At 64.3% G+C, this 23,114-nt stretch carries 24 protein-coding genes, 1 tRNA gene and 1 pseudogene; 14 read left to right on the plus strand and 12 right to left on the minus strand.

Features of this window, described 5'->3' with window-relative positions:
* Positions 1-43: 43 nt before the first annotated feature.
* Positions 44-274: a hypothetical protein gene (locus JOM49_RS18695; RefSeq protein ID WP_209665578.1), complete on the minus strand. Its 231-nt coding sequence runs from the start codon at positions 272-274 to the stop codon at positions 44-46.
* 288 nt (positions 275-562) lie between these two features.
* Between JOM49_RS18695 and JOM49_RS18700 the strand changes: the two genes are divergently transcribed.
* Positions 563-1,831, plus strand: coding sequence for a cyclase family protein (locus JOM49_RS18700; protein ID WP_209665579.1), 1,269 nt, complete (start codon positions 563-565; stop codon positions 1,829-1,831).
* An 842-nt stretch (positions 1,832-2,673) separates the two neighbouring features.
* Here the strand turns inward: JOM49_RS18700 and JOM49_RS18705 are convergent.
* The gene (locus JOM49_RS18705; RefSeq protein ID WP_209665580.1) at positions 2,674-3,159 is read right to left on the minus strand and encodes a hypothetical protein; all 486 of its coding nucleotides are present in this window, start codon (positions 3,157-3,159) and stop codon (positions 2,674-2,676) included.
* Positions 3,160-3,836: 677 nt separating this feature from the next.
* On the opposite strand from JOM49_RS18705, the gene JOM49_RS43040 reads away from it, so the two are divergent.
* From JOM49_RS43040 to JOM49_RS44345, 3 genes and pseudogenes are all read left to right on the plus strand, one after another.
* Positions 3,837-4,112: a hypothetical protein gene (locus JOM49_RS43040; RefSeq protein WP_245369369.1), complete on the plus strand. Its 276-nt coding sequence runs from the start codon at positions 3,837-3,839 to the stop codon at positions 4,110-4,112.
* A gap of 129 nt (positions 4,113-4,241) precedes the next feature.
* Positions 4,242-5,381: a recombinase family protein gene (locus JOM49_RS18710; RefSeq protein ID WP_245369370.1), complete on the plus strand. Its 1,140-nt coding sequence runs from the start codon at positions 4,242-4,244 to the stop codon at positions 5,379-5,381.
* Positions 5,382-5,770: 389 nt separating this feature from the next.
* A pseudogene (locus tag JOM49_RS44345) lies at positions 5,771-6,148 on the plus strand (ApeA N-terminal domain 1-containing protein); the annotation flags it as partial.
* Between the two features lie 66 nt (positions 6,149-6,214).
* Here the strand turns inward: JOM49_RS44345 and JOM49_RS18715 are convergent.
* Positions 6,215-7,000 carry a transposase family protein gene (locus JOM49_RS18715; protein WP_209671313.1) on the minus strand — a complete coding sequence of 262 codons (786 nt, stop codon included), beginning with the start codon at positions 6,998-7,000 and terminating at the stop codon, positions 6,215-6,217.
* A 232-nt stretch (positions 7,001-7,232) separates the two neighbouring features.
* Here JOM49_RS18715 and JOM49_RS18720 point away from each other — a divergent pair, with 232 nt between their 5' ends.
* Genes JOM49_RS18720 through JOM49_RS44350 form a run of 3 tightly spaced genes read left to right on the plus strand, consistent with a single transcriptional unit; the run spans position 7,233 to position 8,803 of the window.
* On the plus strand, positions 7,233-8,105 hold the full coding sequence (locus JOM49_RS18720; RefSeq protein WP_209665581.1) for a HEPN domain-containing protein: 873 nt from the start codon (positions 7,233-7,235) through the stop codon (positions 8,103-8,105).
* Between the two features lie 40 nt (positions 8,106-8,145).
* Positions 8,146-8,682, plus strand: a complete 537-nt coding sequence (locus tag JOM49_RS18725; RefSeq protein WP_209665582.1) for a GIY-YIG nuclease family protein — start codon at positions 8,146-8,148, stop codon at positions 8,680-8,682.
* Between the two features lie 13 nt (positions 8,683-8,695).
* Positions 8,696-8,803 carry a hypothetical protein gene (locus tag JOM49_RS44350; RefSeq protein WP_209665583.1) on the plus strand — a complete coding sequence of 36 codons (108 nt, stop codon included), beginning with the start codon at positions 8,696-8,698 and terminating at the stop codon, positions 8,801-8,803.
* Between the two features lie 15 nt (positions 8,804-8,818).
* Here the strand turns inward: JOM49_RS44350 and JOM49_RS18735 are convergent, their stop codons facing one another.
* The gene (locus JOM49_RS18735; protein WP_308158785.1) at positions 8,819-9,979 is read right to left on the minus strand and encodes an NsdA family TPR-like regulatory protein; all 1,161 of its coding nucleotides are present in this window, start codon (positions 9,977-9,979) and stop codon (positions 8,819-8,821) included.
* A gap of 585 nt (positions 9,980-10,564) precedes the next feature.
* Between JOM49_RS18735 and JOM49_RS18740 the strand changes: the two genes are divergently transcribed.
* Both JOM49_RS18740 and JOM49_RS18745 read left to right on the plus strand, forming a co-directional pair.
* A complete protein-coding gene (locus tag JOM49_RS18740) occupies positions 10,565-10,795 on the plus strand; it encodes a hypothetical protein (RefSeq protein ID WP_209665584.1) in 231 nt (76 codons plus the stop codon).
* Positions 10,788-11,441, plus strand: coding sequence for a LytTR family DNA-binding domain-containing protein (locus JOM49_RS18745; RefSeq protein ID WP_209665585.1), 654 nt, complete (start codon positions 10,788-10,790; stop codon positions 11,439-11,441). Before JOM49_RS18740 ends, JOM49_RS18745 begins: the two co-directional genes overlap by 8 nt.
* A 120-nt stretch (positions 11,442-11,561) precedes the next feature.
* Here the strand turns inward: JOM49_RS18745 and JOM49_RS18750 are convergent, their stop codons facing one another.
* The 5 genes from JOM49_RS18750 to JOM49_RS18770 are packed head-to-tail and all read right to left on the minus strand — an operon-like array spanning position 11,562 to position 15,313.
* On the minus strand, positions 11,562-13,631 hold the full coding sequence (locus JOM49_RS18750; protein ID WP_209665586.1) for an FtsK/SpoIIIE domain-containing protein: 2,070 nt from the start codon (positions 13,629-13,631) through the stop codon (positions 11,562-11,564).
* The gene (locus JOM49_RS18755) at positions 13,628-14,392 is read right to left on the minus strand and encodes a hypothetical protein (protein WP_209665587.1); all 765 of its coding nucleotides are present in this window, start codon (positions 14,390-14,392) and stop codon (positions 13,628-13,630) included. Before JOM49_RS18755 ends, JOM49_RS18750 begins: the two co-directional genes overlap by 4 nt.
* Positions 14,389-14,718: a hypothetical protein gene (locus JOM49_RS18760; RefSeq protein WP_209665588.1), complete on the minus strand. Its 330-nt coding sequence runs from the start codon at positions 14,716-14,718 to the stop codon at positions 14,389-14,391. Before JOM49_RS18760 ends, JOM49_RS18755 begins: the two co-directional genes overlap by 4 nt.
* Positions 14,715-15,050: a WhiB family transcriptional regulator gene (locus JOM49_RS18765; protein ID WP_372444033.1), complete on the minus strand. Its 336-nt coding sequence runs from the start codon at positions 15,048-15,050 to the stop codon at positions 14,715-14,717. The genes JOM49_RS18760 and JOM49_RS18765 overlap by 4 nt, the downstream gene beginning before the upstream one ends.
* Positions 15,044-15,313 (minus strand): helix-turn-helix domain-containing protein, encoded by a 270-nt coding sequence (locus JOM49_RS18770; RefSeq protein ID WP_245369371.1) that lies wholly within the window; start codon positions 15,311-15,313, stop codon positions 15,044-15,046. The genes JOM49_RS18765 and JOM49_RS18770 overlap by 7 nt, the downstream gene beginning before the upstream one ends.
* A 170-nt stretch (positions 15,314-15,483) precedes the next feature.
* Here JOM49_RS18770 and JOM49_RS18775 point away from each other — a divergent pair, with 170 nt between their 5' ends.
* Positions 15,484-15,870 (plus strand): helix-turn-helix domain-containing protein, encoded by a 387-nt coding sequence (locus JOM49_RS18775; RefSeq protein WP_153033855.1) that lies wholly within the window; start codon positions 15,484-15,486, stop codon positions 15,868-15,870.
* Between the two features lie 277 nt (positions 15,871-16,147).
* Positions 16,148-17,179, plus strand: coding sequence for a tetratricopeptide repeat protein (locus JOM49_RS18780; RefSeq protein WP_308159064.1), 1,032 nt, complete (start codon positions 16,148-16,150; stop codon positions 17,177-17,179).
* On the opposite strand, the gene JOM49_RS18785 is transcribed toward JOM49_RS18780, so the two are convergent.
* Complete coding sequence (locus tag JOM49_RS18785) at positions 17,155-17,703, minus strand: NUDIX domain-containing protein (RefSeq protein ID WP_209665591.1); 549 nt, start codon at positions 17,701-17,703, stop codon at positions 17,155-17,157. The genes JOM49_RS18780 and JOM49_RS18785 overlap by 25 nt on opposite strands.
* 96 nt (positions 17,704-17,799) lie before the next feature.
* Between JOM49_RS18785 and JOM49_RS18790 the strand changes: the two genes are divergently transcribed.
* Positions 17,800-19,308, plus strand: a complete 1,509-nt coding sequence (locus JOM49_RS18790; RefSeq protein ID WP_209665592.1) for a hypothetical protein — start codon at positions 17,800-17,802, stop codon at positions 19,306-19,308.
* Between the two features lie 5 nt (positions 19,309-19,313).
* On the opposite strand, the gene JOM49_RS18795 is transcribed toward JOM49_RS18790, so the two are convergent.
* Together JOM49_RS18795 and JOM49_RS18800 are read right to left on the minus strand one after the other, a co-directional pair.
* Positions 19,314-20,567, minus strand: a complete 1,254-nt coding sequence (locus JOM49_RS18795) for a site-specific integrase (RefSeq protein WP_209665593.1) — start codon at positions 20,565-20,567, stop codon at positions 19,314-19,316.
* A gap of 83 nt (positions 20,568-20,650) precedes the next feature.
* A tRNA-Leu gene (locus tag JOM49_RS18800) sits at positions 20,651-20,727 on the minus strand.
* 220 nt (positions 20,728-20,947) lie between these two features.
* On the opposite strand from JOM49_RS18800, the gene JOM49_RS18805 reads away from it, so the two are divergent.
* Positions 20,948-21,559 carry an ANTAR domain-containing response regulator gene (locus JOM49_RS18805; protein WP_209665594.1) on the plus strand — a complete coding sequence of 204 codons (612 nt, stop codon included), beginning with the start codon at positions 20,948-20,950 and terminating at the stop codon, positions 21,557-21,559.
* A gap of 264 nt (positions 21,560-21,823) precedes the next feature.
* The gene (locus JOM49_RS18810) at positions 21,824-23,005 is read left to right on the plus strand and encodes a branched-chain amino acid ABC transporter substrate-binding protein (protein WP_209665595.1); all 1,182 of its coding nucleotides are present in this window, start codon (positions 21,824-21,826) and stop codon (positions 23,003-23,005) included.
* Positions 23,006-23,114: the final 109 nt, after the last annotated feature.

Genomic DNA, 23,114 nt, shown 5'->3' on the forward strand with positions numbered 1-23,114 from the left:
TCGTGCCGGCGGGTGCTCCGTCAGGATTTCACGCCATCGCGGGCTACGGCTTGATGTAGAGGTCCCACGACCAGTGCGACGCGGAGCAGTAGTAGGCCGACCACCGGCGATCCTGCTGCCCGAGGTAGCCGTTGATCTGGCAGTCGCCCTCTTCCGTCCAGCTGGACTCGAGGTAGTACCTCGGGTCGCCGCCCGCGCTGGCCGGTTGCGCGAGCGCGATGGTCGACGCCAGCGCGCCCATCACGGCGGCTGCCGCGATCTTGCTCTTCTTCACTTGTGTAGCCCCCAGTTTCTCTCTTGGAACACGTGCGCGGACAAATAATCACGAAGCGGGCTCGCTTGTCTGCCGAACGGAGTAAATTCAACAAACTGTTGATGACCGGCGGAGGCGGCCGCTGCTCCCGCCGTCGGCGGTAGCAGCGGGTCAAGTGGCGTCACCGGCTGTCGCCGCGGCTTTCGCAAGTGGGTGATCTGCCGCGCCCGGTCTTGGTGGAGCCACGGGGAACGTGGATCGTCAATGCCCGGCAACGCCTCTTGATCCAGGACGGCAAAGGAGCCATGGATGAATCCTGATCTGTTGCGCAACTACCTCGCCAAATACCGCGTCAACCGGCGGGACACCCTCCGGATGGCTGGTGCCGCGGGAGTCGCCGCGGCCGCCCTGTCCGCAGGGGCGCAGCCGGCGAGTGCCGAAGCTCGCCTCGCCCGGCAGGGCAAGCCTGACTCGCCCGGCGATTTCGATGACACGCCGTTCGACTACGCCGATCCCGCGAACCTGGCCGACTGGGCGCCGAGCCGGTATGGCGCGGGAGATCAACGAGGCAGTTTCAACGAGGTGACCCCCGGCAAGACCGCGTCGGCGTTGAGTGTGCTCAAACCGGGCCGGCCGGTGCGGACGTACAACCTGGGAGAGCTGATGTGGAACGGCTTCCCCGCGTTCAAAACCGATCCTCGCCGGACCTACGAACAGCGGCTCACCATCGCCGGGTACCAGCCCCCGCCGGGGTTCCTGGAGGCGGGTGGCGTGCTGATGACCACCGAACCGCTCGGCGCCAACAAACTCAGCTACCACGAGGAGCGCTTCGCGGCGGAGGTGTCGCCGAAACACCCGGTACCGCTGGCCACGACCTACCAGATCGCCTCCCAGCTCGACAACCTCTGCCACGTCGGCGCGGCCGAGTACTACTACAACGGTTTCCGAGGTCCCGACTTCGCCGCCGGTCACGGCGCCACCAAACTGGGCAACGAACACATGGGCCCGGTCGTCACCCGGGGCGTGCTGCTGGACGTGCTCGGGGTGAAGCTGGCCGCGGGCCGGGCCGAGGACCTCGCCGAACCCGCCAGCAACGGCAAGCCGCTGCTGCGGGAGAACTACCGGATCACCGTCGAGGACATCAAGGAAGCGATGGACTTCGGCGGGATCGACCGGATCGCGCCGGGCGATGTTGTGCTGTTCCGCACGGGTTGGAACCAGCTCCTCGCCCGCCGCGAACCGGGTGACATCCTCCGCTGGGAGGCACCGAACGGGATGCCCGGGATTTATTTGCGGGAAGCTCGCTGGCTGGCCCGGTCCCGGCCCGCCGTGATCGGCAGCGACACCTGGGCGCTCGAAGTCCTCGGCAACCCGGTCAACAACGACGGATCGGCCTTCCCCGTGCACCAGGAACTGTTGATGCGCCATGGAATCCGGATCGGTGAGTCCTACGTACTCGACGGCCCCGCCGACGACCGGGTGTACGAATTCGTCTTCGCCGTGACCCCTCAGTTCGCCGAAGGCGCGACCGCGGGGAACACCCCTCCACTCGCCCTGGGACAACCTCGACGCCGCTGACCCCACCCGCTCGTGAAAGGCCGCCGGCACCCGCCGGCGGCCTTCACACCGAGAGCCGACGGTGTGGCCGCCCCCACGCGAAGGCCGAATACTCTGTGCGGTAGGTGATCCACGCGCTACTCGTGGACACCGCCGATTATTGCATGAGCCGGATTCCCGGAAGCGGATCTATGTGCCATGGCGGGACGACCCATGGCGGTCAGCAGTGCCTGCAAGGGGTATACGTCTTTTCGGGGTAATTGCTTTTGGCGTGGGCTCTTCATCGCCGGTGTTGGCTCATGACGTGTGGGTTCGAGTTCGTGTACTGGTGCAGGTAGGGCTGGCGAACCCTGCAAGTGCTGCGTTCCGACGCGGCGCTGACCGCCGTCGGCCAGCAATTCCTCGACAGGATCGCCGAACGCCTCGAGTCGCGGCAGGACAAGCCTCCTGCCGACGAGGGCGAGAGAGCTGGCCGCGGCCGCCACCCACGACCGCTTCGCCGGTTGGCGTGCGCGCTATCAGCGTCCGGAACTGCCGATGGTCATCGAGTTGGCTCAACACTGGCTGGACAGGCGTTCGCGGCCACTCGCCCGCCTCAGTCCTAGCTCGTCGGGTCTCCAGCCGACGCCTGCCGGACGGGGTGTCCTCGCCGAGCATCTGGCGAGCCGCGACGGATATCTTGTAGTCGTGCACCGAAGCGGTGTCCAGGATTTCCTCGACGGAGTCGTCGAACAGGCGCGGGTGCTCCCCGCCCGATGTCTTCCGGGTATTCACGTGACGCCGTGCCGCGAGGTGCCGGCCGACGTCGAACTCGCAGGGACGACGGCCGGCCCTGGGTCGGGGCCGGCCGCGGTGGATTCGCGTCAGCTGGTCGACTCGGAGTGCCAATCGGTGAAGTGGGCGTCGGCGGTGCCATCCTTGGCGTCGAAGCCGCGGTAGTAGGCGGTGGTGTTCTCGTCGGCCTCGCCGAAGCCGCAGTACACCCAGATGCCGCTGGCGGCGGTGTTCGGGTTGAGGCAGTAGCCCCAGTACCAGGTGCCGGCGTCGTAGAATTCGAGCTGTCCCACGGCTGAACGGCTGTTTCCTTCGTCGTCCTTCACGAAGATCTTGTCGCCATCGCGCACGAAGCAGACGTGGACGTAGCTGTTGTTCGACGCCTCGTTGCCGCTGCAGCCGTGGCTGTCGGCCTGGATCGAGAGGTCGAGCGCGGCGACTTCGGCGGCGCTGGCCGGCTGGGCGATTTGGACGACGGTACGGATACCGGTGCTTTCGCCCGGTGCTTCTTCTTCGGCGATCACCGGTGACGCGAGTGCCAGCGCCGCTGCCCCCACCGCACTCGCGACAACCATCGCCCGGATTCTGTTTCTCATCACGGTTCCCCTCGATTGATGACGGCCGGCCCTCCGGTCGGCGCGATGCGAGTCGACCATGGATTTCCGAGGCGCCACAGGGGAAATAGGCGCTTTCACTCAAACAGCTCAGTGAACGGACGATGAAATCCGCGCAATGGAATAAAGTCATCCGTGAAGTGGAAGGTTGGGTGTTCACCGGGCGCCGCAGAGCTTTCTGCAACGAAACGGCGTAGGGGCGCGCATTGGGTGCGGCTGAGTGGCCGATCGGCCACCGTTGGGCCAACTCAAGCACGAGAAGGCGCACAGTTGTTGCCGGGGTGGCGACCGGCCGGGCTATTCTGGTCCGCGCGGCGCCGATTACTTGTGGGCTTTACGTGGGGGAGCGCCACTTCATCGGCCAAGAGAAGTTTCTTGCTGGTCGAGGGGTTGGGACGTGCGCAAGGGGGACATCGCGACCCGGCGTGTGCTGGGCAGTCGAAGACCGCGCCCAGCTCGGAGAAAGCTATTTCGAGTTTGTCGCGGAGCTGTGCCGCGGACGACTGCGCCCCTGCGACCGGACGCCAAGGTCGTGGGCCTGCTGATCAGTTCTGGCAGCACATCGTGGTCCCCCAGGGTCCCTGATTCGCCAGCTCTCCAATTGCAAGATCGCGCTCCCAGAATCGTGGGTCATCGTCGTGCATTTCTTCGACATCGAATCTGGGCGAATGGAATCGGGGTCTCGTGGCAAGAAGGAGAACTTTGAGAAATATGATATCCCGATCGCACGCGATGGCGGTATCTCGGATCTGCTGACCGAAGCGGCGAGTCCGAACCGTCGATTTGATGTGGTGATCTGTGAGAGCGTTTCCCGGATCGCCCGGAGGTCCTTTGAAGGCATTTCGATCGAGCGGGCTGGAGCAAGTCGACGTTCCGCTGTTCGCGGCGAACGAGCCGATCGCTATCACCGGTAGTCGGGCTCAGCGGGTGCTGCAGCGCCGGATCAACCAGGGTGTGGCCGAGTACGAGGTGCTCAACACGCTCGAGCAGTCCTGGGGCGGGCTCTGCACGCACGTACGGGAGGGCTGGAACATCGACAAGCCATGCTATGGCTACCGTGCCAAGACTTCCGGCACCCCAGCCCGGCCAAGGCGGCCAAGGGCATGACCAAGTCCCGCCTCGAGCCAGACGGGGTCCGTGGCGAGACCGTCACCCAGATCGCGATGTGGCGCTACCACGACGGCCTGGGCTACGACACCATCGCTGAGCGGCTCAACGCGGACCCGGACAAGTACCCGCCGCCTGAGCCGCCGAACAAGGCGCGGGCGCGCGGAGCGTGGGGCAAGACCAGCGTCTACGAGATTTTGCGGAACCCGAAGTACACCGGCTACCAGGTCTACAATCGCCGGGCACGGCGCTCGCGCCAGGGCAGCAAGATCAACGACCCGATCAAGTGGGTCTGGTCCAACGAACCGGTGCACGAGCCGCTGATCGCCAAGCCGATGTACGACGAGCTGAACGCGCGCCGCGCGGCCAAGCGCGGCTCCCGCGAGGGCAACGCCCAGAGCACCCACCCCGCGGCCCGGCGGACCAACGTGCTCCGCGGCATGGTGTTCTGCAGCTGCGGCCGCCGCATGTTCGGCGACGCCGCCCACCGGTTCGTCTACTACAAGTGCTGGCCGCGGAACAACAACCGCGGCAGGCCCGACAAGTACGAAGGCCACCCGAAGACCGTCTACCTCCGCGAAGACGCTCTCCTCGACGCAATCGCCCGGTTCTTCACCGACCGCGTCTTCGGAGAGCAGCGGCGCGCGGTCCTCGCCGCGGACCTGGCCGGGGCCGACGACACGGCGCATCGCGAACGCGAGGCGAAGCGCGTTCGGCTGGAGCGAGCCGTGGCCGAGGTCGACCGGCAGCAGCGGTCCCTGCTCGGCCAGGCTCGTCAGGGCGACCCGAGTGACCCTTTCACCCAGGCGCTGCGCGGCAGCTACAACGACCTGGAGACGGACAAGAAGACCGCACTGGCCGAACTGGCCACGCTCGACGCGGAAGCCGGCGACGGAGCTGCCCCGCCGAAGCCCGACGAGCAAGCCCTGCTCGACGCCTTGCCCTATCTGGCACTCAACCTGGCCGTCTGCACCCCACACGCTGCTCCTCGACCTCTTCGAAGCCACCAGCCTGAGCCTCCGGCTCCAAGGCGGGGGAGACACGGTCGCCATCGAGATGCGGCTACCAGCCGATGACCTACTCCAGATCGCCGACACGGCGGAAAGGATCACCGAGAACATGACATCTGCGCACAACACGCCTGGTCAGCGCGCTGACCAGCGAGGAAGTGTAGATGCAGTACGTGCCCCCGGTGCGACTCGAACGCACACTGGACGGATTTTGAGTCGGCTCGGAAGATGGGTATAGCGACTGACCAGGGGCGATGGAAGCTGCTGTGGGTGCGAGAGCGGCGTCGAAGGCAATCGGCGAAGGAAGTTCGCACCCAATCTTGCACCCAGCGCCCCTGGCTCGGCGCGGCCCGGCGACCTGACCGAGCGAACTGACCCCCACGTAGTGTCAAGAGCGGGCTACGCATCATCATTTACTCTGCGGCATTGCCTACTGCGAGTCGAGTGGAGGGTGCGTGGAATCGTTCGATAAGTTGGGAATATTCTGGCTTGCTGGCCATGATGACGAATCTCTCTCAGGGCGTATCCAATATGACCCGGCCGGAAGTGGCATCAACCTGACACTGGTTGGGAAGTTTGACAGGATTCCGGTGATGCATAGCCAACCGGACTTGAGAATCCACGGTAAGGTCGGCACAGATGATGTTACTCTAGACCATTGCTTTTCAAGGGGTGCAAATATTAGTTCCGGCGTGACCGAGTCGCGTTTCCATGCTAATCAGATGTTTCGCGGTGCTCACCTTGACGGGGAAATTAATTTCCGGAAAGCGCGCGTTGAGCTGAGTCAGATTGGCGACTGGGTGGGCATGTCCGGAATCAAGCAAGACTCGAAGTTGATGGCCGGTGATACTCTTCTTGAAGACTATCGTCTCAGTTTCACTGAGCCTTTTCCATCTTGGTTAGTTGTGGTCATGTTCGAGGGTGAGGATGGCTTTGGCCAGGGTGGTGACGCGGTGGGTGCTGCAGCGGGCGCGGGTGAGGATCCGCCAGTTTTTGAGGATGGCGAAGCCGCGTTCGCCTCGGCTGCGTAGTCGGGCGAGGGCGGTGTTGGCGGCTTTGTAGGCGGGGCCGAGTTCGCGTGTGGGCTGGTGGCGGTTGCGGCGGTTCTTGTACGGGGTGATCACCCCGGGCGCGATCTGGTCGTAGCCGCCGTCGGCGAGTAACCGCAGGCCGGCTTGTGCGGCCTGCTCGCAGATGTGGTGGTGGCGGGCGGCTGCGGTGTCGTTGGTGGCGCCGGGTAGTCCCTCGGAGATCCAGAGCAGGGTGCCGTGGGGGTCGGTGAGGGCTTGGATGTTGATGCCGTGGTGGCGGTGTTTGCCGGAGTAATAGGGCTTGTTCGCGGCGATGCGGTCGGTGCGGATGACGGTGCCATCGAGGATGGCGTAGTTGTGGAAGGTCCAGGCCAGCCGCCACAACGCCGCGGTCAAGCTCGGGGCACGGTGGGCGAGCAGGTCGGTGGTTTCGTGCACGTAGCGGCACACGGTGGCGACACCGATCCCGAATCCGGCGGCGAGGCGCTGGTAGGTGTCACCGTTGCGCAGGTGGGCCAGCACGAGCAGGGCCTGGCGTTGCGGGGGCAGCCGTCGCCAGCGTGACCCGATCGCGCGGCGGTGGGTGCGGATGATCTGGGTCAACTCAGCCAGTGTCTGACTGGACAACGCGATCGTCGACGGGTAAGACAACACCACGAAGCTCCTGGTAGCGCATGTTTCTTGGTCGATACACGCACCTACCAGGAGCTTCGCCACGTTCAGCTCAGCGACACACCCTCACCAACCCACATTAGGTTGGAAAAGGCTCACTGAACAGGAAGTGGAAACGTGTGGCTTCTCGGGTGGCAGTCTGTCGATCGGGTTATCCTGGAAGGCGGAAGGGGACGAGTCTCAAGGGATAACTCTGAGGCGGTGGCCAGTTTTTGTGATTGAGTACGATGACGACCGACGTTTCGATGAAATAAGAAATGATGTCGGTCGTTTGCAGAGTTTGGTAACTCTATGCATGGATATGCACGTCGAGACCGATCGCCTCGTTCTTCAGCATCCTGATATCAGAGTTACGATGTTGAATGGCGATGTGAGTCGTCACGAGCAGCGAGTTGAGTTCTTGGCTACTCCGCTGAAGTATGAGGGGAATAAAGCGTGGCGACGCAGATTGTCGCAAAAGAACCTGGTGAGTTTGGAGGAGCTTGGTGGGGTTTCCGCGGTTGCTCGATGGTTGGAGAGGTCGAAGCGATTCGAGCGAGCCCTTGACTCCCTTATGAGTGCCGGGCGAGCGCGGCAGATGTACGTTGAAAACAGGTTTCTCAACATTGCAGGTGCGGCAGAATCTTTCCATAGGTCGGTTTACGGCGGAACCTACATGGATCCGCCTGAGTTTTCGAAGTTGATCGAAGAATATATCAAAATCACTCCTGATGAACATAGGGAGTGGTTGGTTAACCGAATCGGGTACGCTAACGACTGGCCTTTGAGGAAGCGACTGAAGGATCTCGCTGATCGTGCTTCAGGGGCAATTGAGCCGTTGATTGGCAATAAACGTCGTTGGTCTAATTTGGTTTCGGGGGTGCGGAATAATCTGACTCATTTGGGGCAGGAGCCGAGTCCTTTTGGTAGCGGTGATCTGCACTTCCTTACGAAGTCGGTGTATGCTGCGGTGAGAGTTTGCATGCTTTTGGAGGCAGGGGCTTCCCTGGACGTCTTGTCGGAAAAGTCGGAAGCCTCAAATGTCTACTGGTATCGTGAAAGGCTGAAGGATGCCATGGGTGCCATCACCGGGGCACTCAAGTCCTAGGCTGCTAACCGCACTTTGTTGAAAGATTGAGAATAATTCGATGAGTTCGGATGTTGTCGGTCGATCTGATGAGCTGTTGCCGCTCCAGGTTCCGCAATGGTTAATTTTGTCTGGAGTTTCCCCTCGTTCGGTGATGCTCTACTGTCTCTACAAGGTCTCCCTTGGCTGTCGAAGCAAAGTTCCACCCGTGGATGCCACCTTGCAGTTTCCGCATGAATTCGTTGCCGCCTTGCAACTTGATGACATTTCGCAGGTTTGGAACGTTCATCGAGAACTGCTTGAAGTCGGAGCTATCGGTGAGCGGCAAGAAGTTTGTGATGATGGTGAAGTAAGACGACTTGTTGAGGTTTATGAATTAAGTCCGCGCCAGTTTGCAGAAGCTGATAAACGTTGCGATGTCCTTTCTGGTTCATTGCCGAGTGTCGGCAAGAACGGGGGGAAGATATATGTCATCCGTCCAGTCGGCTCGCGGCCCGTCAAGATTGGTTACTCGGCGACAGTTCAAGGCCGACTCAGGAGCTTGCAAAGTAGTAATCCCACCAAGCTAGAGTTGCTGTGGCAGGCTGTGGGATCGTAAGCTCGAAGGCATCTTGCATAGAAGATTCGATAAGTATCGTCTTCATGGTGAATGGTTCGACTTTGGAAATCTTGACCCTGTAGAGCAGGTTGAGCGGGCGCTCCGGGAGATTCGTGGCTGATTTGGCTGACCTGGGTTAAGCCAGCTCAGTCGCGATCCGGATGTTCTGAATACGTCGCTTTAGTCGGATCGATCCGATGTTCGCGGCCATCTTGCTTGCTGTGTCAAGTTGAACGTGGGCCTCGCTGCGATCTCCGTCGGCTATCAAGGAGTCGGCCAAGCTTATTCTCAGTGATGTCTCGGCGCGGGAGAAGGTGTTGTCAAGTTTCTTCAGGCTTGACCGAAGTGTGTCGACGGCGTCCTTATGTTTGACTGTAGCGAGTGCGTGTCCTCGCCAGCGCTCAAGGTGAACAGAGTCTAGTAGAACAAATGGTGTTGTCCTAGTCGGTTCTCGGAGTTGAGTTGCGGCAGTGTCATATGAGCGCAAACTAGCCGTAATGTCTTCACTGCAAGCTAGTGCTTCGCCATGCGCTGCCGTGAGCCATGCCTGCAACGTCGGATCAGAACCCCTTGCTTTGGTCAAGGCGGCTTCCAAGATGGAGATCGCCTCCTTGATCTCGTTCGCGTCTAACAGAACGAATGCCTGCTCTGCTTCAGCGTGTGCTTGAAAGGCTGCATCGTCAGTTTCCCATGCTGCGAGCCGTGCCAGTTCATAATACTTCCACGAATTCATTGGAGACCCCAAGTCTAATGCCTGCCAGCCTGCGAGCGTGCCGATCTCGGATAGTAACGCTGCTAATTGACGACGTATATTTGGCGAGAGGCTATACTGCATCAATTGGCGAACTTGATTCAGTTTCTGTAGTACGTCTTCGTGTGTGGCTATGGCGCCTAGTTGACGGTCAAGTATTCGGGTGGCATCAAGTTGCTCGTGGAGAAGAGTCACGGTGCTTGAGCTGACGCGCCGAGATGAAGCGAGGCGCTGTCGTAGCTCGTGTTGCGAATCGCTGAGCGCCACCGCAGGAAAGTTGAGTAGGCGATCGGCTGAGTAGCCGAAGATTTTTTCCAGCAGACGGCTAGTGGCGGCGCGGGGGCGACCAGTTCGCGTGCCATCTGACTTGTGCCCTGCGATGAGTCGCTTGAGGTGGCGTTCGCTGAGGGTGCCGGGCTCGTTGTGGCGCCTGGCGAACTCCTCGGCCCACTCGACGAACTCGGCGAGCGTCTGGTTCCGCTCCCAGATTAGCTGCTCAAGCAACGTGCGCGGCTCGCGTCGCCGCGGAGCGCCTTGGCTGGTCACCTCGTCCTCCCGTGGTCTTCGAATGGCCCGCTAATGGCCCCCTTGTGGCCTTCGCTGAAATGAGCGTACCTGACAGGCTGATATCGACCCAACGCCGTATCGGTGCTGGTCAGCGCTCTCAGGGAAGAGGTAGGAAGTGGGGCACGAACGGCAGCGACCCGGCTATGCCGGCGGGCTGTACGTCAGTTGGCACAGGTGCGTGGTCGACGGCTACGACCACGCGGTGACCGATGAGCAGTTCGCCGCTGGGCGGAGCGAGCAGCTCGGCCGGTACGAGTCGGTGTGCGGGCACGTGGTGGACGTGGCGCCGATGCTCTGGTCACCGGGTGAACCGTGCACCCGCTGTCTGCTCTACCTCGAAGCCCGCGACGGCCTGCGGACAGTCGCGCGTCGGATGCCGCCGCGACGTCACCGCAAGCCTGGTCTCTGGCGTCGGCTGTTCGGTCGCGCGGAGGCCCCGGCCGTCCCCATGCCGCGTCGGAGCGAAGGCGCGGCTTCCCCCGACCGGGGCGGCCGGTCTGGACGTCCGGCAGGGACGGGCTCGGCATCCGTCCCTGCCGGACGTCATCACTGGCGGGGCGGCCGGTGACGGCCCGCCTGTTCCTGGCCCGTCCGCTTCGTGGCACGGTCGGCGAGACGCGGCGCGTCTGCCACCTGTTCCCGGTTCCCGACGAGGAGACAGCGCGGCTGGTGGCCCTGTGCGGTGACGAGTTCGGCCCCGGCCAGCTTGAGCAGCTTGACCGGCCCGCGGGCATGCCCTGCGAATCCTGCTTGGGTCGTGTTCCGCGTGACCGGCCGGAGGTCGGTGGTGCCTGACGCCACCAAGCCGGAGTGCGACCCGCTGCTTGAGGTCCCGCTCCGGCTGTACGTGCTCTGCTGCCTGACCGATGCCAGATGGCGAAGCCTTGCTGAGGTGGCCGGAGCGCTGGACGAACCGGTGGCGTCCATCGTCAGCCACGTGAAGACGCTGAGGTGGACGGAGTACCTGGAGACGAGGGGCGAGGGGTGCCGACTGGAGATGCGACTCACCCAAACCGGGGTCGGGCAGCTCGACGCCCACGTTGCCGCTCTTGAGGCGGTGATCGGCAAGGCAGCCCGGCTGTCGGCGAAGGTTCGGCGCAGTCGCGAGCCTGCGGAGACGGTCCCGGTTGAGGCGGAGGACCACACCTGGTTCTTGAAGCGCGTCGAGGTGCGGTTCGCTGAGGCCGTTGGGGACTACGTGCGGCTGCACACGCCCACTGGCGTCCATCTGGTCCGGGTGTCGATATCCCGGCTGGCCCGTGCGTGGGAGCCCGCGTTCGCGCGGGTGCATCGCAGCTACCTGGTGGCGGTGGACGCGGTCGGTGCACTCCATCGGATGCCCGATGGCGGGACGATGATTCAGACGGATTGCGGGCTGGTGCCGGTCAGCCGACGCCGTCTCGCAGCCTTGCGCGGAGAACTGCTTCGATTGGCCCGATAGCGCCCGTTGTGACGGGGAGGCCGTCACACGGGATGCCCGTCACAGGGAAGGTTTGCGCAGGTCAGCGCACGAATGTGCCCGTCACGCCGGATGTGACGGCGTGACGGGCACGTGACGGGGTCACAAGACGCCCTCGTCACGGACGCGGCGCAGGTCCGCGGTTAGGTAGCCGCGCACCTGCCGGACGCGACCGTCCTCGGTGATCCGGTCCCGGACCGACCGGCAACCGAGGTCTCCCATCTGCGTGCCGAAGCTCGTCGCATCGACGTCGAGCGCTTCGACCAGCTCGGCCGACGGGACGAACTCCCGCCGGTCGATGTCCGGCCCGAGGTAGTCCACGACGGACGCGAGCGGCTCCGGCAGCGCGGGCGCCTGCTGTCCTTTCCCGATGACCTTCGACACGGCCGCCGAGTCGAGAACCGGCGTCGTGTCCTCTCCGGCCGCGTGCCCGGTCAGCGTTCCTGCCTCCTCCCGCAGTATCCGGCCGCGCTGACAGATGGTCTGCCAGTCCTCGTTGGGCATGTAGTAGGTGCGCACGGTCATCGCGAGTACGTCCGCGCCCGCGTCGGTGTCGCCGTCCGGCCGCAAGATGCCCACGCCCTTGTGCGACGGCAGCAAGCGGCTGGAGTCGTAGCCACGGGTGTTCATCTGCTCGCCGAGCACGATGTTGCTGTCTCGCCAGTCCATCACCCGCAGCGCGAACCGCGAGCCCAGCACGGCCCGCAGTCCGGACGGGATGGTCCTGGAGTCCGGCCGTTGCGTGGCCAGCACGAGCACGATCCCCGCGGCTGGTCCCTTCTTCGCCAGCCAGGTCAGCAGCTCGCCGATGTACTCGCCTGCGGTCAGCGTTTTCCCTTGCACCTCAACCGGTGTCCGGTCCTCCAACGGCACCTGCACCTCATCGATGAAGATCGCCGTGATGGGCATGTTGAGCGAGACGTCACGGGACATCTGCGGCGTGACCTTCGATTCCGGGCACGTCACGTCGTCGAGGTCGCGCATGCGCCGGTACCGGCTCTGGACTTCGCCGACCAGTTCCACGAGCCAGTCCTTGAGGCCGAGGACGTGTTCGGCGTCGTCGCCGGACATGAACCGGTGGGCAACTTGAGCGGCAGCATCCCAGTCCTTGCCTGCCTTGAAGTCGGCCACGTACAGCCGAACCCATGCGTCCAGGATCAAGCCCGCGGCTGCCAACCGTGCCGCGAAAGTCTTTCCCTGCCTGGGAATTGCGCCTACCAATAAGGACGTCCACACCAGAGGTAGCGAGATGCGACGGTCACGAGCGTCCCGGCCGAACGGCACCGGCCGCCACGCGTCCCACTTCTGCACGTCCAGCAACGGCGTCGCCAGCGGTGGTGACGCGTACGGGTCCTCGTCGGCGACCCACATCGACACCCGGCCCGCGTGCCCGCCGTTGCCGCGCACGCGTTCCACGGTGAGTTGCACCTCATCGACTGCCAGGGCCGACGCCAGCGCTTCCCGGTTCTTCACCACGTCGGCCGCCTTGCGCGTTGCGGGCAGGTCAACGATGACTGACCAGCCGTCGCCGACCCGGGCCGGGCGCTGAACGAGCCGCAACAGCTCGTCCTTGCCGATCAGCTTCGCGTCACGGAAGGCGTCCACCAGGACTTGCGGGTCCATCGTCCACGTGAGCGTGCGTGGTCCGGCCAACGTCGGCTTTCGCCCCGGACTGCCGTCCTTTCGGCGTCCCAGCACGGCCAGTGCAATCGCCAGCGCCCCACCGGCGATCCACAGTGGACGTGCCCCGTAGAGGAGGGCGACCAAACCGCCGGCTACGGCCACTGCGACGACCACGGCACCCGTCACCCGCCAGCGGAACAGCGTCAGTTCCCGGATCTCGGTGAACTTGTCCGCGAGCTTCTCCGATCCTTCGGCGGCTTCGCGGTAGTCCCGCACGGTGACCCACCGGCGCCACAGGCGGGCACCGGCGACGGCACCGCGAACGACTGCTCCGGCGAACCGCCACGGCATCCGCAGCAGTCCCACGACCGCGTCCTTGGCCGCCTGCCGTGCCTGAGCCGGGTCCTTGAACGCGGCCGGAACGCGCGGTGAGCGCAGCCACCACGTTTTGAACCGTCCTTTCCGTGAACGCGGTCGCGGCTGCGGCAACGTGTCGTCCACCAACTCGCCGTCGAAGACCGGTCCGGCCTTCTCGATGTCGGTGTTCATGACTGGCCCTCCTCTCGGGAGAGCGCGGCGGCCAGCCGAGAGGACAAGCCGCGGGAACACCCGGTGGCCTGGCGAACCCATGCCGGAGTAATCACCAGACCGGGCGTCCATGCCTCTCGTGCCTCGGCGAGGTAGTCCGCGAACAGCTTGCGCCCCTTCGCCTTCCGGCGCGGAGCGCGTTCGTGAACGGCTCGCTGAGCAGCGTCCGTGAACGCCACGGTGACCGCTTCCGTGAGCTTGTCGCGGAGGTCGGTCACGGCCTCGGCGGCCACGAACACGATCAGCGGCGGTACCGAGTGCAGCACCACGCCGGACAGCGATCCGTCCGCCCACGATGCCCACGTGTTCATCACGTAGGTGGCCGCGAGCGTGAACCACTTCGCGGTTCGCGTCCACAGGCCGGTGGGCACCTGGTACCGCGCGGTGACCTGCTCGGCCCGCAGGATGGCCAACAGCACCAGCGAGACCATCGGGTCGAGGAACCAGGCCGCGAGCCACGGCAGTGACCACGGTGTGGAACCGGCCGCCGCGAACCACTGCACGTTGGTCATCGTGAACGCCAGTCCGAGCACGATCCCGGTCCAGCACAGCCGGTCGACCTGTGCACGAACCCGTTCCACCCGGAGCGCCACCACGTCGGGATGGGTCTGGTGCGCTCGCACCTCCGCAGCGGCGGCCGCGTCCTGCGCGAGCCGCTCGGCGCGGGTAGGAGGGGCGGGTGGCCGCTCGGCGGCGGCCACCCCTTCCGTCCTCTCTGTCATCGTCGACCACCTCGGCGAGGTGTCCCGTCTGCGGCCACGACCGTCAGCGCCCGCGTCAGGACGTGCGCCGCGATCAGGTCCGGAACGGCCAGCGTTACGAGCAGCAGCGTCGTGTTGCCGGGATGGGTGATGACCAGCCACTGCACCCCGACCAGCGCCGCGCCGAGGAATAGGACGCGACCGGCCAGGGAGATGGCACGGGCACCGGCCCGCGCGGTCTCCGCAGCACGGCGCGCCTTCTTCGCGCCGCGCCGCCACACCAGGAACACCACGAGCAGCACGCCGAAGCCGGCGAGTACCTGTTCCGGCGTCAGGTTGATCGTCATCGCTGCTCACCGCCTCGGCGGACGGTCCAGGTCCGGTAGATCACGCGGCGGTCGGTGTCGGACAGCGCGCCCCACACCCCGACCGTGAACGGGCCGGACGTGCGGAGTTCCAGTTCCAGGCACTCATCGGTGACCGGGCATCCGGCGCACATCCGCGCGGCCAACTCGCGGTCCGGCGTGTTTTCGCCGGTCAGCTCCGGCATCTCCTTGCGATTGAAGGCCCAGAAGCAGAGCCCCTCGCGGGTCACGTACTCGGCGAGCACGTCATCCGGAACGGCGGCGTAGCGGTCGAGGCGGTCAACGATGGCTTCGCAGTCGTCCCGGTTCACCACGGCGCACCCCCGGTCACCCGGGCCACCTCACGGGCGGTTCGCCGCTCGGCGGCCATCTGGGCCGGGTCGACTCGGCCGCCGGACTCGGCGGCATCGGCGATGAGCCGGTCCAGCGCGACGGCGGGCACGACGTACCGGGTCCGCACCTTCACCGCGGGGAACGAGTCTTCCCTGATCGCTCGGTAGAGGGTGGAGGCGTCGACGCGGAGAAGCCGGGCGGCTTCTCGAACTGTGTAGAACACCGGGCGACCGGCGTTCGGCATGGAGGTATCCATAGAAGAATTCCCAATCGACTATTTCAGCCGAATATTCAGGCTGAAATCAGCGTTCAAAGACAAAATGATGGCCCGGAAGCGCGACGCGAACCTGATCTCCGCCGCGCGAAATGACGTAGGCGCTAATGTCGGCGCACAGGCGGACCACGGAGGAATGGGTGTCGGAAGACTGGGCGGCGGTCGCGAAGGCCATCAACGAGCGCGTGAACGAGCTCGGATGGCGCCAGCGCGAGTTGGCCGAACGGTCGCAGGTCTCGCAGGCCATCGTCCGCGAAATCCAGCGGAACACGGTGGAGCGCAAGCGAAGTGAGCGCACGCTTGAAGCGCTGTCCGTCGCGCTCGGCTGGCACCCGCAGCACCTGACTGCCGTGCTGCACGGCCGGATTCCGCCGGCTGTCGGGGAACCGCGGGAGGACATGGACGACGCGGTGTCCGCGCGCCTGGCCGTGATCGAACGGCGCCTCACCGATCTCACGGAGCAACTCGCCGAACTGCGCGCCGACGTCGCGGTTCTGATCCGGCGCGGTGGTGGCCCTGCCGCGTAGCCCGGTGATGAACGGGCGGGCGGTCTGCGGGGCCGACCGGCGGTGCTTCCTGGCGTTGTCCATGACACCAAGAAACGGCATTCGGGGCGCGGTTCACAGACGGCAGTAGTTGACACGCGCCGTGTTATTCCGTGTTATTTTCGCTGGTGATCAGGGTTCGGGGGGACTCATGAGAAAGGTGAAAAGCCCGCTGCAAGCGGCTCGCCATGAGGCTGGCTGGAGCCAAGAGAAACTGGCGAAGGCCATTAATGCCCGCTGCCCAGCATTCGGCTTGGCGGTGCTTCCCGTCGCCAGCCGGAAGGCCGAGATATCCCGGTGGGAAAACGGCCACGTCCTGCCCGAACCGGCGATGCGGCGGGTGTTCCGGGAGATCTACGGCCGCACCGATGAGGACCTTGGTTTCCCGTCGAGCGTCGACGGACGTCCTCTCGGTGAGGAGCTTGTCGAACGCTTGGTGATCGCTCGTCGTGTCGACCCGCAGACGGTCGAACTGTTCCGGCGGGAAGTCGACGGGGTTCGGCACGCGGACCGCCGGTTCGGCTCCGCCGAGCGGCTGGAGCGACTCCGAGGCCAGATCTCCGAACTCGACGACCTGATCCGGCACACGCTGCTCCAACGCCACCGAGCACCCCTAGCCGGCGTGCTGACCGAGGCATCCACGCTGGCGGGCTGGACCTCGCTCGATATCGGCTCGCTCAAGCAGGCGTGGGCGCACTACGAGCAGGCCAAAGCCGCGGCCCGGGAAGCCGAGTCGGCCGCGCTGCTGGCGCACGCCACGGCTGAACAGGCGTTCGTGCTCATCGACGCGGGCAACGTCGAGGACGCGGTCGAGCTGTTCGCCGAGGCTCGCGACATCGGCAAGCGAGCGCCCCGGCTGCTGCGCGCCTGGCTCGCCGCAGCTCAAGGCGAGGGACACGCCATCTCCGGCGACGGGGACAACGCGCTGCGGTCCTTCGACGAGGCCGACGAGCTACGACCGTCCGAGCTGGTCTACCCCGAGTTGCCGTTCCTCTTCCTCGGCGGCACTCACCTTGACCGCTGGCGCGGGAACGCGCTGGTCCACCTCGGCGCGGAAGAGGCGATCAGCCACCTCGAAGCCGTCATCGACGGCGTGCCCAGCGAGTTCGTCCGCGCCCGCGCGTCTGCCTGCGTCGACCTCGCGCTTGCCTACGGGGCAGCGGGGGACCGGGAGGGCGCCGAGACCTACGCGCGGCAGGCTCGGCAGCTCATCTCCCAGCTTCGCTCCGCGCGACTGCGCCGCAGGCTGGAGCGTCTCGTGCTGCCTCAGCCCTCGCGTGAGTTGAGGTAGTACAGCAGGGACACCAGCGTTCCGGAGCCGAGCAGCTCTTGCCGCTGGGCCAGCTCGTTCACGCGGGACAGCGGCACCCACTCGACGCGCCCGGCTTCCTCGGTGTCGGTCGGGTCGCCGATGTGCTCGGCCTCGCGCCACAGGTACACGTCCATCGGCGCGGTCACCTGGCCAGGCAGCGGCTCGAAGCTCACGAGGTGCTCCGGCTTGCCGACCGGGCGCCAGCCGCTCTCCTCGGCCGCCTCGCGCGCGGCGGTCTGGGCGGCCTCCTCGCCGTCGTCCACCATGCCGCCGAGCAGCTCGTACCCCCACTGCTTCGTGGCGAACCGGTAGCGCCACAGCATCAGCGCCTCGTCCCGCTCGTTCACGATCAGCGCGATGGCGATCCGCGCGAGGTGCACCACGTGGTACTCCCAGCGCTCCCCGTTGGGCGCCTGAACGTCGGTCAACCCGACCTTCACCCACCGGTTGTCGTACACCAACCGCTCTCCGAACGTCTCCCACGAACCATGCTGTTCTGTCACGTTCTACACCCTAGGGTGTAGAACGAACTGTATCAATTTCGACCTTAGGGGCAGCAGGTCTTGTGCTTGAGTGTGACACAGTGTCATCGTGCTTGAATGAATCACTTGGACCATTCCATTGTTACCTCGCTTGATGTGATTGACAATTTTTCCACCGTGCGCGGGAAGAAAGTTTGGGAGCTTCCTGGGCGCGAACTGTGGGAACTGGGCAACGAGATCCGAAGGTTCGCGGAATCTTACACACCGGCAAGTGTCGAGGAGAGATCTCATCCTGTCTACGTGGGAGGGTGGCCCTCCGCTAACTTCTGGCTAGCTGGGCACAGTGAGTTGGTTATGTCCACATTGCTCTATTCGGGCCAAATACTGGTCAAAGATCCAATCATCGATTGGTTTTCGCCAGCGCGTTACTCGGTAGAGCATGTCATGGGCAGCAGGCAAGGTTATCTGACGGATGATGGTATGCCAGCTATTGAGCCAACGAGGAACTTTCTTCGCTTCACCGTTCCTGAATTGATGAAGTTTCGGCCGCTGATCGAGTCTGGTCGGCTTGTGTTGGTTCCCGGCGAAGACTTCTATCTGAGCAATGCTGAGGAGATAAAGAGTTTCGCTGACTTGTTGATGGAACGTCCTGGGTTTCAAGTGGACGAAGTGATTGGACGCTTCAGGCCGTCTGAGATGGCCAGAGATGACCGATTACGTGGACTATTTCTGTTTGCTGGCGGGGATCGCGAGGAGCAGTTGTCCAAGGCGGTTTGTCGATCCTTGGAGTACTTCAGTCGAGAATATATGCTGGCTCACTCATATGGCGTTGAGTATGCGGCTCCGTGGCGATATGAGCAGTATCTGTGCGAAAAAGGGGTGGAGAAGCTCATTGGTTCTTCGCCGTCCGAGCGCGTTCTGCATGCTGTGTGGTCCAGTAGGGTTCCGATATTTTCCGGATTAACACCTGATTTGTTGTCAAGGTTGGTGAAGGAGGATGCTTTCGTCGATTTCCGAAGCCAGCTCTACAGTGTGTACCGTGACGTGCCTGTTGTGTTCGATGAGGAAGAATATTTGCGCCTCATTGGTGAAGCCGAAGAGTCGGTCTTGCGGCCGATTTTAGATCGGGCAGAAGCGGCGGTTAGACGTGGCGTATTGTCCCGCTTGGGGATCGAGGTGGTTCGATTTACGCTTTATTTGTCTTCGGCTGTATCGGTCGATGTTCTTGCCGGGAATGGTCCTGGTTTGAGGACGGGAGTCCAAGGTACTGCCTCATATCTTTTGGCTAAGGTGCTTCAGGGTGGAAGAACCCGTGATGCGCACACGATATGGACGAAATTGGCTGGGCATGGAAGAAATGTCGAGCAAGAGTTGGAGATGGTTGAGTTCAAGCGGCAGCAGTCCGATGATGAAGACGCGTGGCGTATCGACGCGGAGCCGAGCATGGAAGTGCGCATTACTGAGGGAATGATAATAGCGGATGATATTCAAGTTTCTGCGTCGAGTGAAAATCCGGATGAGAATGATTATACGGAAGGTCCCTACGCGCCCTGTGCATGCGGGAGTGGCCTTAAGTGGCGGTTCTGTTGCCGTGGCGTACCTGGGGACTCACCGCCTGCCGCTTGATGTGGTTATGTATTACGCTTCGGCATACGCGAGCCGAGAATCTCGGCGGCTTTGCGGTCGGAGGCGGCGACCCATGCGGCGTAGACGCGCAGCGTCGTAGCACCGCCTCCGCCATGGCCGAGGCGCCCGGCGACGGTTCGCAGGTCGATTCCGGCGGACAGTAGCTCCGTCGCGCTGAAGTGGCGTAACGCGTGTAGGTGGGTCTTGATGCCGAGGCGGGTGGCCATGTCCTTGTATCGCTGCGTCACGGCGTTGGGGGAGTAGGGCTCGGAGTGGTCCGGCGTCTTGCTGCCCGAGAAGACGAAGAGGTCTTCGTGGAACTTGGCGCCCAGCTTCTTGAGGCGCTGTTCGACGCGCTTCCGGTGCTCCCGGAGCAGGGTTACGGTCTCGGAGTCGAGGGCGATGCGGCGGTTTTGGTGGGTCTTGGTGTCCTTCTCCTTGCCGCCGACCCAGTTGTAGCGCAGGTCGATGACCTCGGCGTCCAGGTCGACGCGGGAGAAGCGCAGGCCGACTAGTTCGCCGCGCCGGACGCCTGTCGTCATGGCCAGCCAGACGAGGGTGCCCCAGTCGGCGTCCATCTTGAAGGCGGCTTCGACCAGGCGTGCTGCCTCGGCGGCGGTGGGTGGGTCCGGCTCCGGAGCCTTCTGCTTGGGGCGTCGGGCGATGAGGGCCGGGTTCTCGTTCAGCCAGCCCCAGCGCTTCGCGGCACCGAATGTGCCGCTCAGGATGGCGTGGATCTGGCGCACCGTGGACGCGGCCATGGGGCGGCACTTGTGCGCCCGGCATTCCGCGGCCTGGCAATCATGGTCCGGCTCATCAGACTTGTGCTTCTCGATGAACGGCTTGCCATCACACCGCGCGCGGCAGCGGCGTAGCTCGTTGTAGAAGCTTTCCAGGGTGCGAGCGTCGAGCTTCTTGGCGGGTTGCTCACCGAGCGCTGGTTTGATGGTCCGCGCTATGTAGCCCTCGTAGGTCTTGCGGGTGCTGTCTTCCATCTCCGTCAGGCGCATCCACTCGTCCAGGGCATAGGACAGAGTCACTGACGAACTGGGCGCCCGCTGCTCGTCGGCCTGGGTGAGTAGGCGGTTCAGGACCTTCTCGGCGCGCTTCTGGGCCGCTTTATTCGTGCCGTCGACCTTCTCACGCAGGTAGGAGCGCTTGCCGGTGACCGGGTCGGTGCCCGCGTAGACGACTACGCGCAGGCTGCTCCCGCGTTCCTCGATCCGCCCCCGTGAGCGGCCCTCCGCAGCACGACTCATAGCCGTGAGTGTACTCGCACCCACGGCTGCACCCATCGACCAACAGTGTTGATCTGTCTTCAGTTGTAACGCCTGGTCAGGCGTGGTGCCCCCGGTGCGACTCGAACGCACACTGGACGGATTTTGAGTCCGCTGCCTCTGCCGATTGGGCTACGGGGGCGGCGCCGCCAGACTTTACGGGATTCGGGCCTGGGGGCGGCAACTGGGTTACCGGTGGGGCGGGTGGGGCGTACCGGCACTGTGGGTTGAATCATGTTAAGCCCGTGTGACCAGGTCACACACGTGGTGAACGCCATCTCTCAATCGGTTCCGCTGCCGGTAGGCTCGGGGTCCGCGGCAAGCCGCGCCTTCCACCCCTTCGAGCTCGCAGGAGGACACCGGTGACCGAACCGGCTGCCGAGGCCAACGGCGTCGCCACCGCCCCACAGCGTCGGGTGCTTGTCGCCGAGGACGAGGCCCTGATCCGCCTCGACCTCGTCGAGATGCTCCGCGAGGAGGGCTACGAGGTCGTCGGCCAGGCCGGCGACGGCGAGGAGGCCATCAAACTGGCCACCGAACTGAAGCCCGACCTGGTCATCCTCGACGTGAAGATGCCCAAGCTGGACGGCATCGAGGCGGCCTCGAAGATCACCGGGGACCGCGTGGCGCCGGTGGTCATCCTGACCGCCTTCAGCCAGCGCGACCTCGTCGAGCGCGCCCGCGACGCCGGGACGATGGCCTACCTCGTCAAACCGTTCGCCAAACGCGACCTGGTGCCCGCCATCGAACTGGCGGTCAGCCGGTTCGCCGAACTGCAGGCGCTCGAGTCCGAAGTGGCCGGGCTGACCGACCGCCTGGAGACACGGAAGGTGATCGACCGGGCCAAGGGCCTCCTGATGAGTGAACAGGGGCTCACCGAACCGGACGCCTTCCGGTGGATCCAGCGCACCGCGATGGACCGCCGCACCACGATGAAAGCCGTGGCGGAAGCCGTCGTTCGGGGGATCGGCTGAGTCGGGTTCGCCGGAAATGACTGGTCGAATTGTCACTTGTGGTTACCACCCGTTCGTTGCAACCCGATGATCGGGTATAAAGCCTCCGTTAACACCGGTGACCACCGTCACGATGTGGAAACAAGAGCCACCGTGACGCTGTGCAACGCGGCGAGGGGCGACTAGGTTCAGCGCCCAGTCAGGTCCAGGGACGAACGACCGTAGGCGGTCATTCGTCGGCATTTGGAGGAACGAGTGTCAAGAGCACGACTCACGCGGGTTTTGGTGCTGGCAGCGACCGCATCGCTGGCCCTGGGCGCGTGTTCGGCGCGTACCGACAGCGGGTCCAACGGGGGAACCCCCACCGCCCCGCAGGCCAGCGCTCCCGCCCAGGCCGCCGACGCGGCCGACCCCAAGGGCGACGGCAAGGCCACCTGCGCCGCCGGCACCGCCATCGCGTACGCCGGGACCATCAACGGCGAGAACGCCGCGCTGGGCCAGAACATCCTCAACGGTGTCAAGGTCGCGGTGAACCGCCACAACGAGGCCAACCCGGGCTGCAAGGTCGAGCTCAAGGAGTTCGAGACCGAAGGCACCCCCGACAAGGCCCCCGGCATCGTCACCCAGATGGTGAACACGCCGCAGATCCTCGGCGTGATCGGCCTGCCGTTCTCCGGTGAGTCGAAGGCCGCGGGCAACATCTTCAACGACGCGGGCCTGGTCTCGATCACCCCGTCGGCCACCGGCCCCGGCCTGTCGCAGAACGGCTGGAAGACCTTCTTCCGCGGGCTCGGCAACGACAACACCCAGGGTCCGGCCGCCGCCACCTTCATCACCAACGACCTCAAGGCCGAGAAGGTCTGCGTCGTCGAGGACGACTCGGAGTACGGCATCGGCCTGGCCAACGCCATCAAGGGCGCGCTGGGCAGCAAGGTCACCTGCAACGAGAAGGTCAAGTCGAAGCAGATCGACTTCGCCGCCACGGTGAACGCGGTCAAGGGCGCCGACCCGCAGGCCGTCTTCTACGCCGGCTACTACCGCGAGGCCGCGCCGTTCGCGCAGCAGCTCGCCGACGCCGGTGTGACCGCCAAGTTCGTCGCGCCGGACGGCGTGAAGGACGACGAGTTCGTCAAGGGTGCCGGCGACGCCGCCGCCTCGGCCTACTTCACCTGCCCGTGCGTGCCCGCCGACCAGTTCGTCGAGTTCACCAACGCGTACAAGGCGCTCTCCGGCAAGGACCCGGGCACCTACTCGCCCGAGGGCTACGACCTCGCCACGATCATGCTCAAGGGCATCGACTCCGGCAAGGCCGACCGCGCCGGGCTGCTCGACTACGTCAAGAACTACGACGGCCAGGGCCTGACCAAGAAGTTCAAGTGGGACGCGACCGGTGAGCTGGCCGCCACCACCGTGTGGACCTACAAGGTCGAGAACGGAAAGATCGTCCGGAACACCGAGATCAAGTAGCAGATCCGCTCTCGGCAAATCGATTTTGTAACCGGGGTGTGCGCGCGACGGTTCGATCCCGTCGCGGGCACACCCCGGAACCACATGGAGAACGAGTGTGTCCATAAAC

It is taken from the genome of Amycolatopsis magusensis, assembly GCF_017875555.1.
Lineage (GTDB): Bacteria > Actinomycetota > Actinomycetes > Mycobacteriales > Pseudonocardiaceae > Amycolatopsis > Amycolatopsis magusensis.

Excerpts from the sequence above, each read along its gene's own strand:
- JOM49_RS18700 (WP_209665579.1), top strand. The coding sequence starts at position 563 with ATGAATCCTGATCTGTTGCGCAACTACCTCGCCAAATACCGCGTCAAC.
- JOM49_RS18705 (WP_209665580.1), bottom strand. The coding sequence starts at position 3,159 with ATGGTTGTCGCGAGTGCGGTGGGGGCAGCGGCGCTGGCACTCGCGTCA.
- JOM49_RS18710 (WP_245369370.1), top strand. The coding sequence starts at position 4,242 with ATGCTATGGCTACCGTGCCAAGACTTCCGGCACCCCAGCCCGGCCAAG.
- JOM49_RS18725 (WP_209665582.1), top strand. The coding sequence starts at position 8,146 with ATGAGTTCGGATGTTGTCGGTCGATCTGATGAGCTGTTGCCGCTCCAG.
- JOM49_RS18750 (WP_209665586.1), bottom strand. The coding sequence starts at position 13,631 with ATGAACACCGACATCGAGAAGGCCGGACCGGTCTTCGACGGCGAGTTG.
- JOM49_RS18755 (WP_209665587.1), bottom strand. The coding sequence starts at position 14,392 with ATGACAGAGAGGACGGAAGGGGTGGCCGCCGCCGAGCGGCCACCCGCC.
- JOM49_RS18760 (WP_209665588.1), bottom strand. The coding sequence starts at position 14,718 with ATGACGATCAACCTGACGCCGGAACAGGTACTCGCCGGCTTCGGCGTG.
- JOM49_RS18770 (WP_245369371.1), bottom strand. The coding sequence starts at position 15,313 with ATGCCGAACGCCGGTCGCCCGGTGTTCTACACAGTTCGAGAAGCCGCC.
- JOM49_RS18790 (WP_209665592.1), top strand. The coding sequence starts at position 17,800 with ATGAATCACTTGGACCATTCCATTGTTACCTCGCTTGATGTGATTGAC.
- JOM49_RS18795 (WP_209665593.1), bottom strand. The coding sequence starts at position 20,567 with ATGAGTCGTGCTGCGGAGGGCCGCTCACGGGGGCGGATCGAGGAACGC.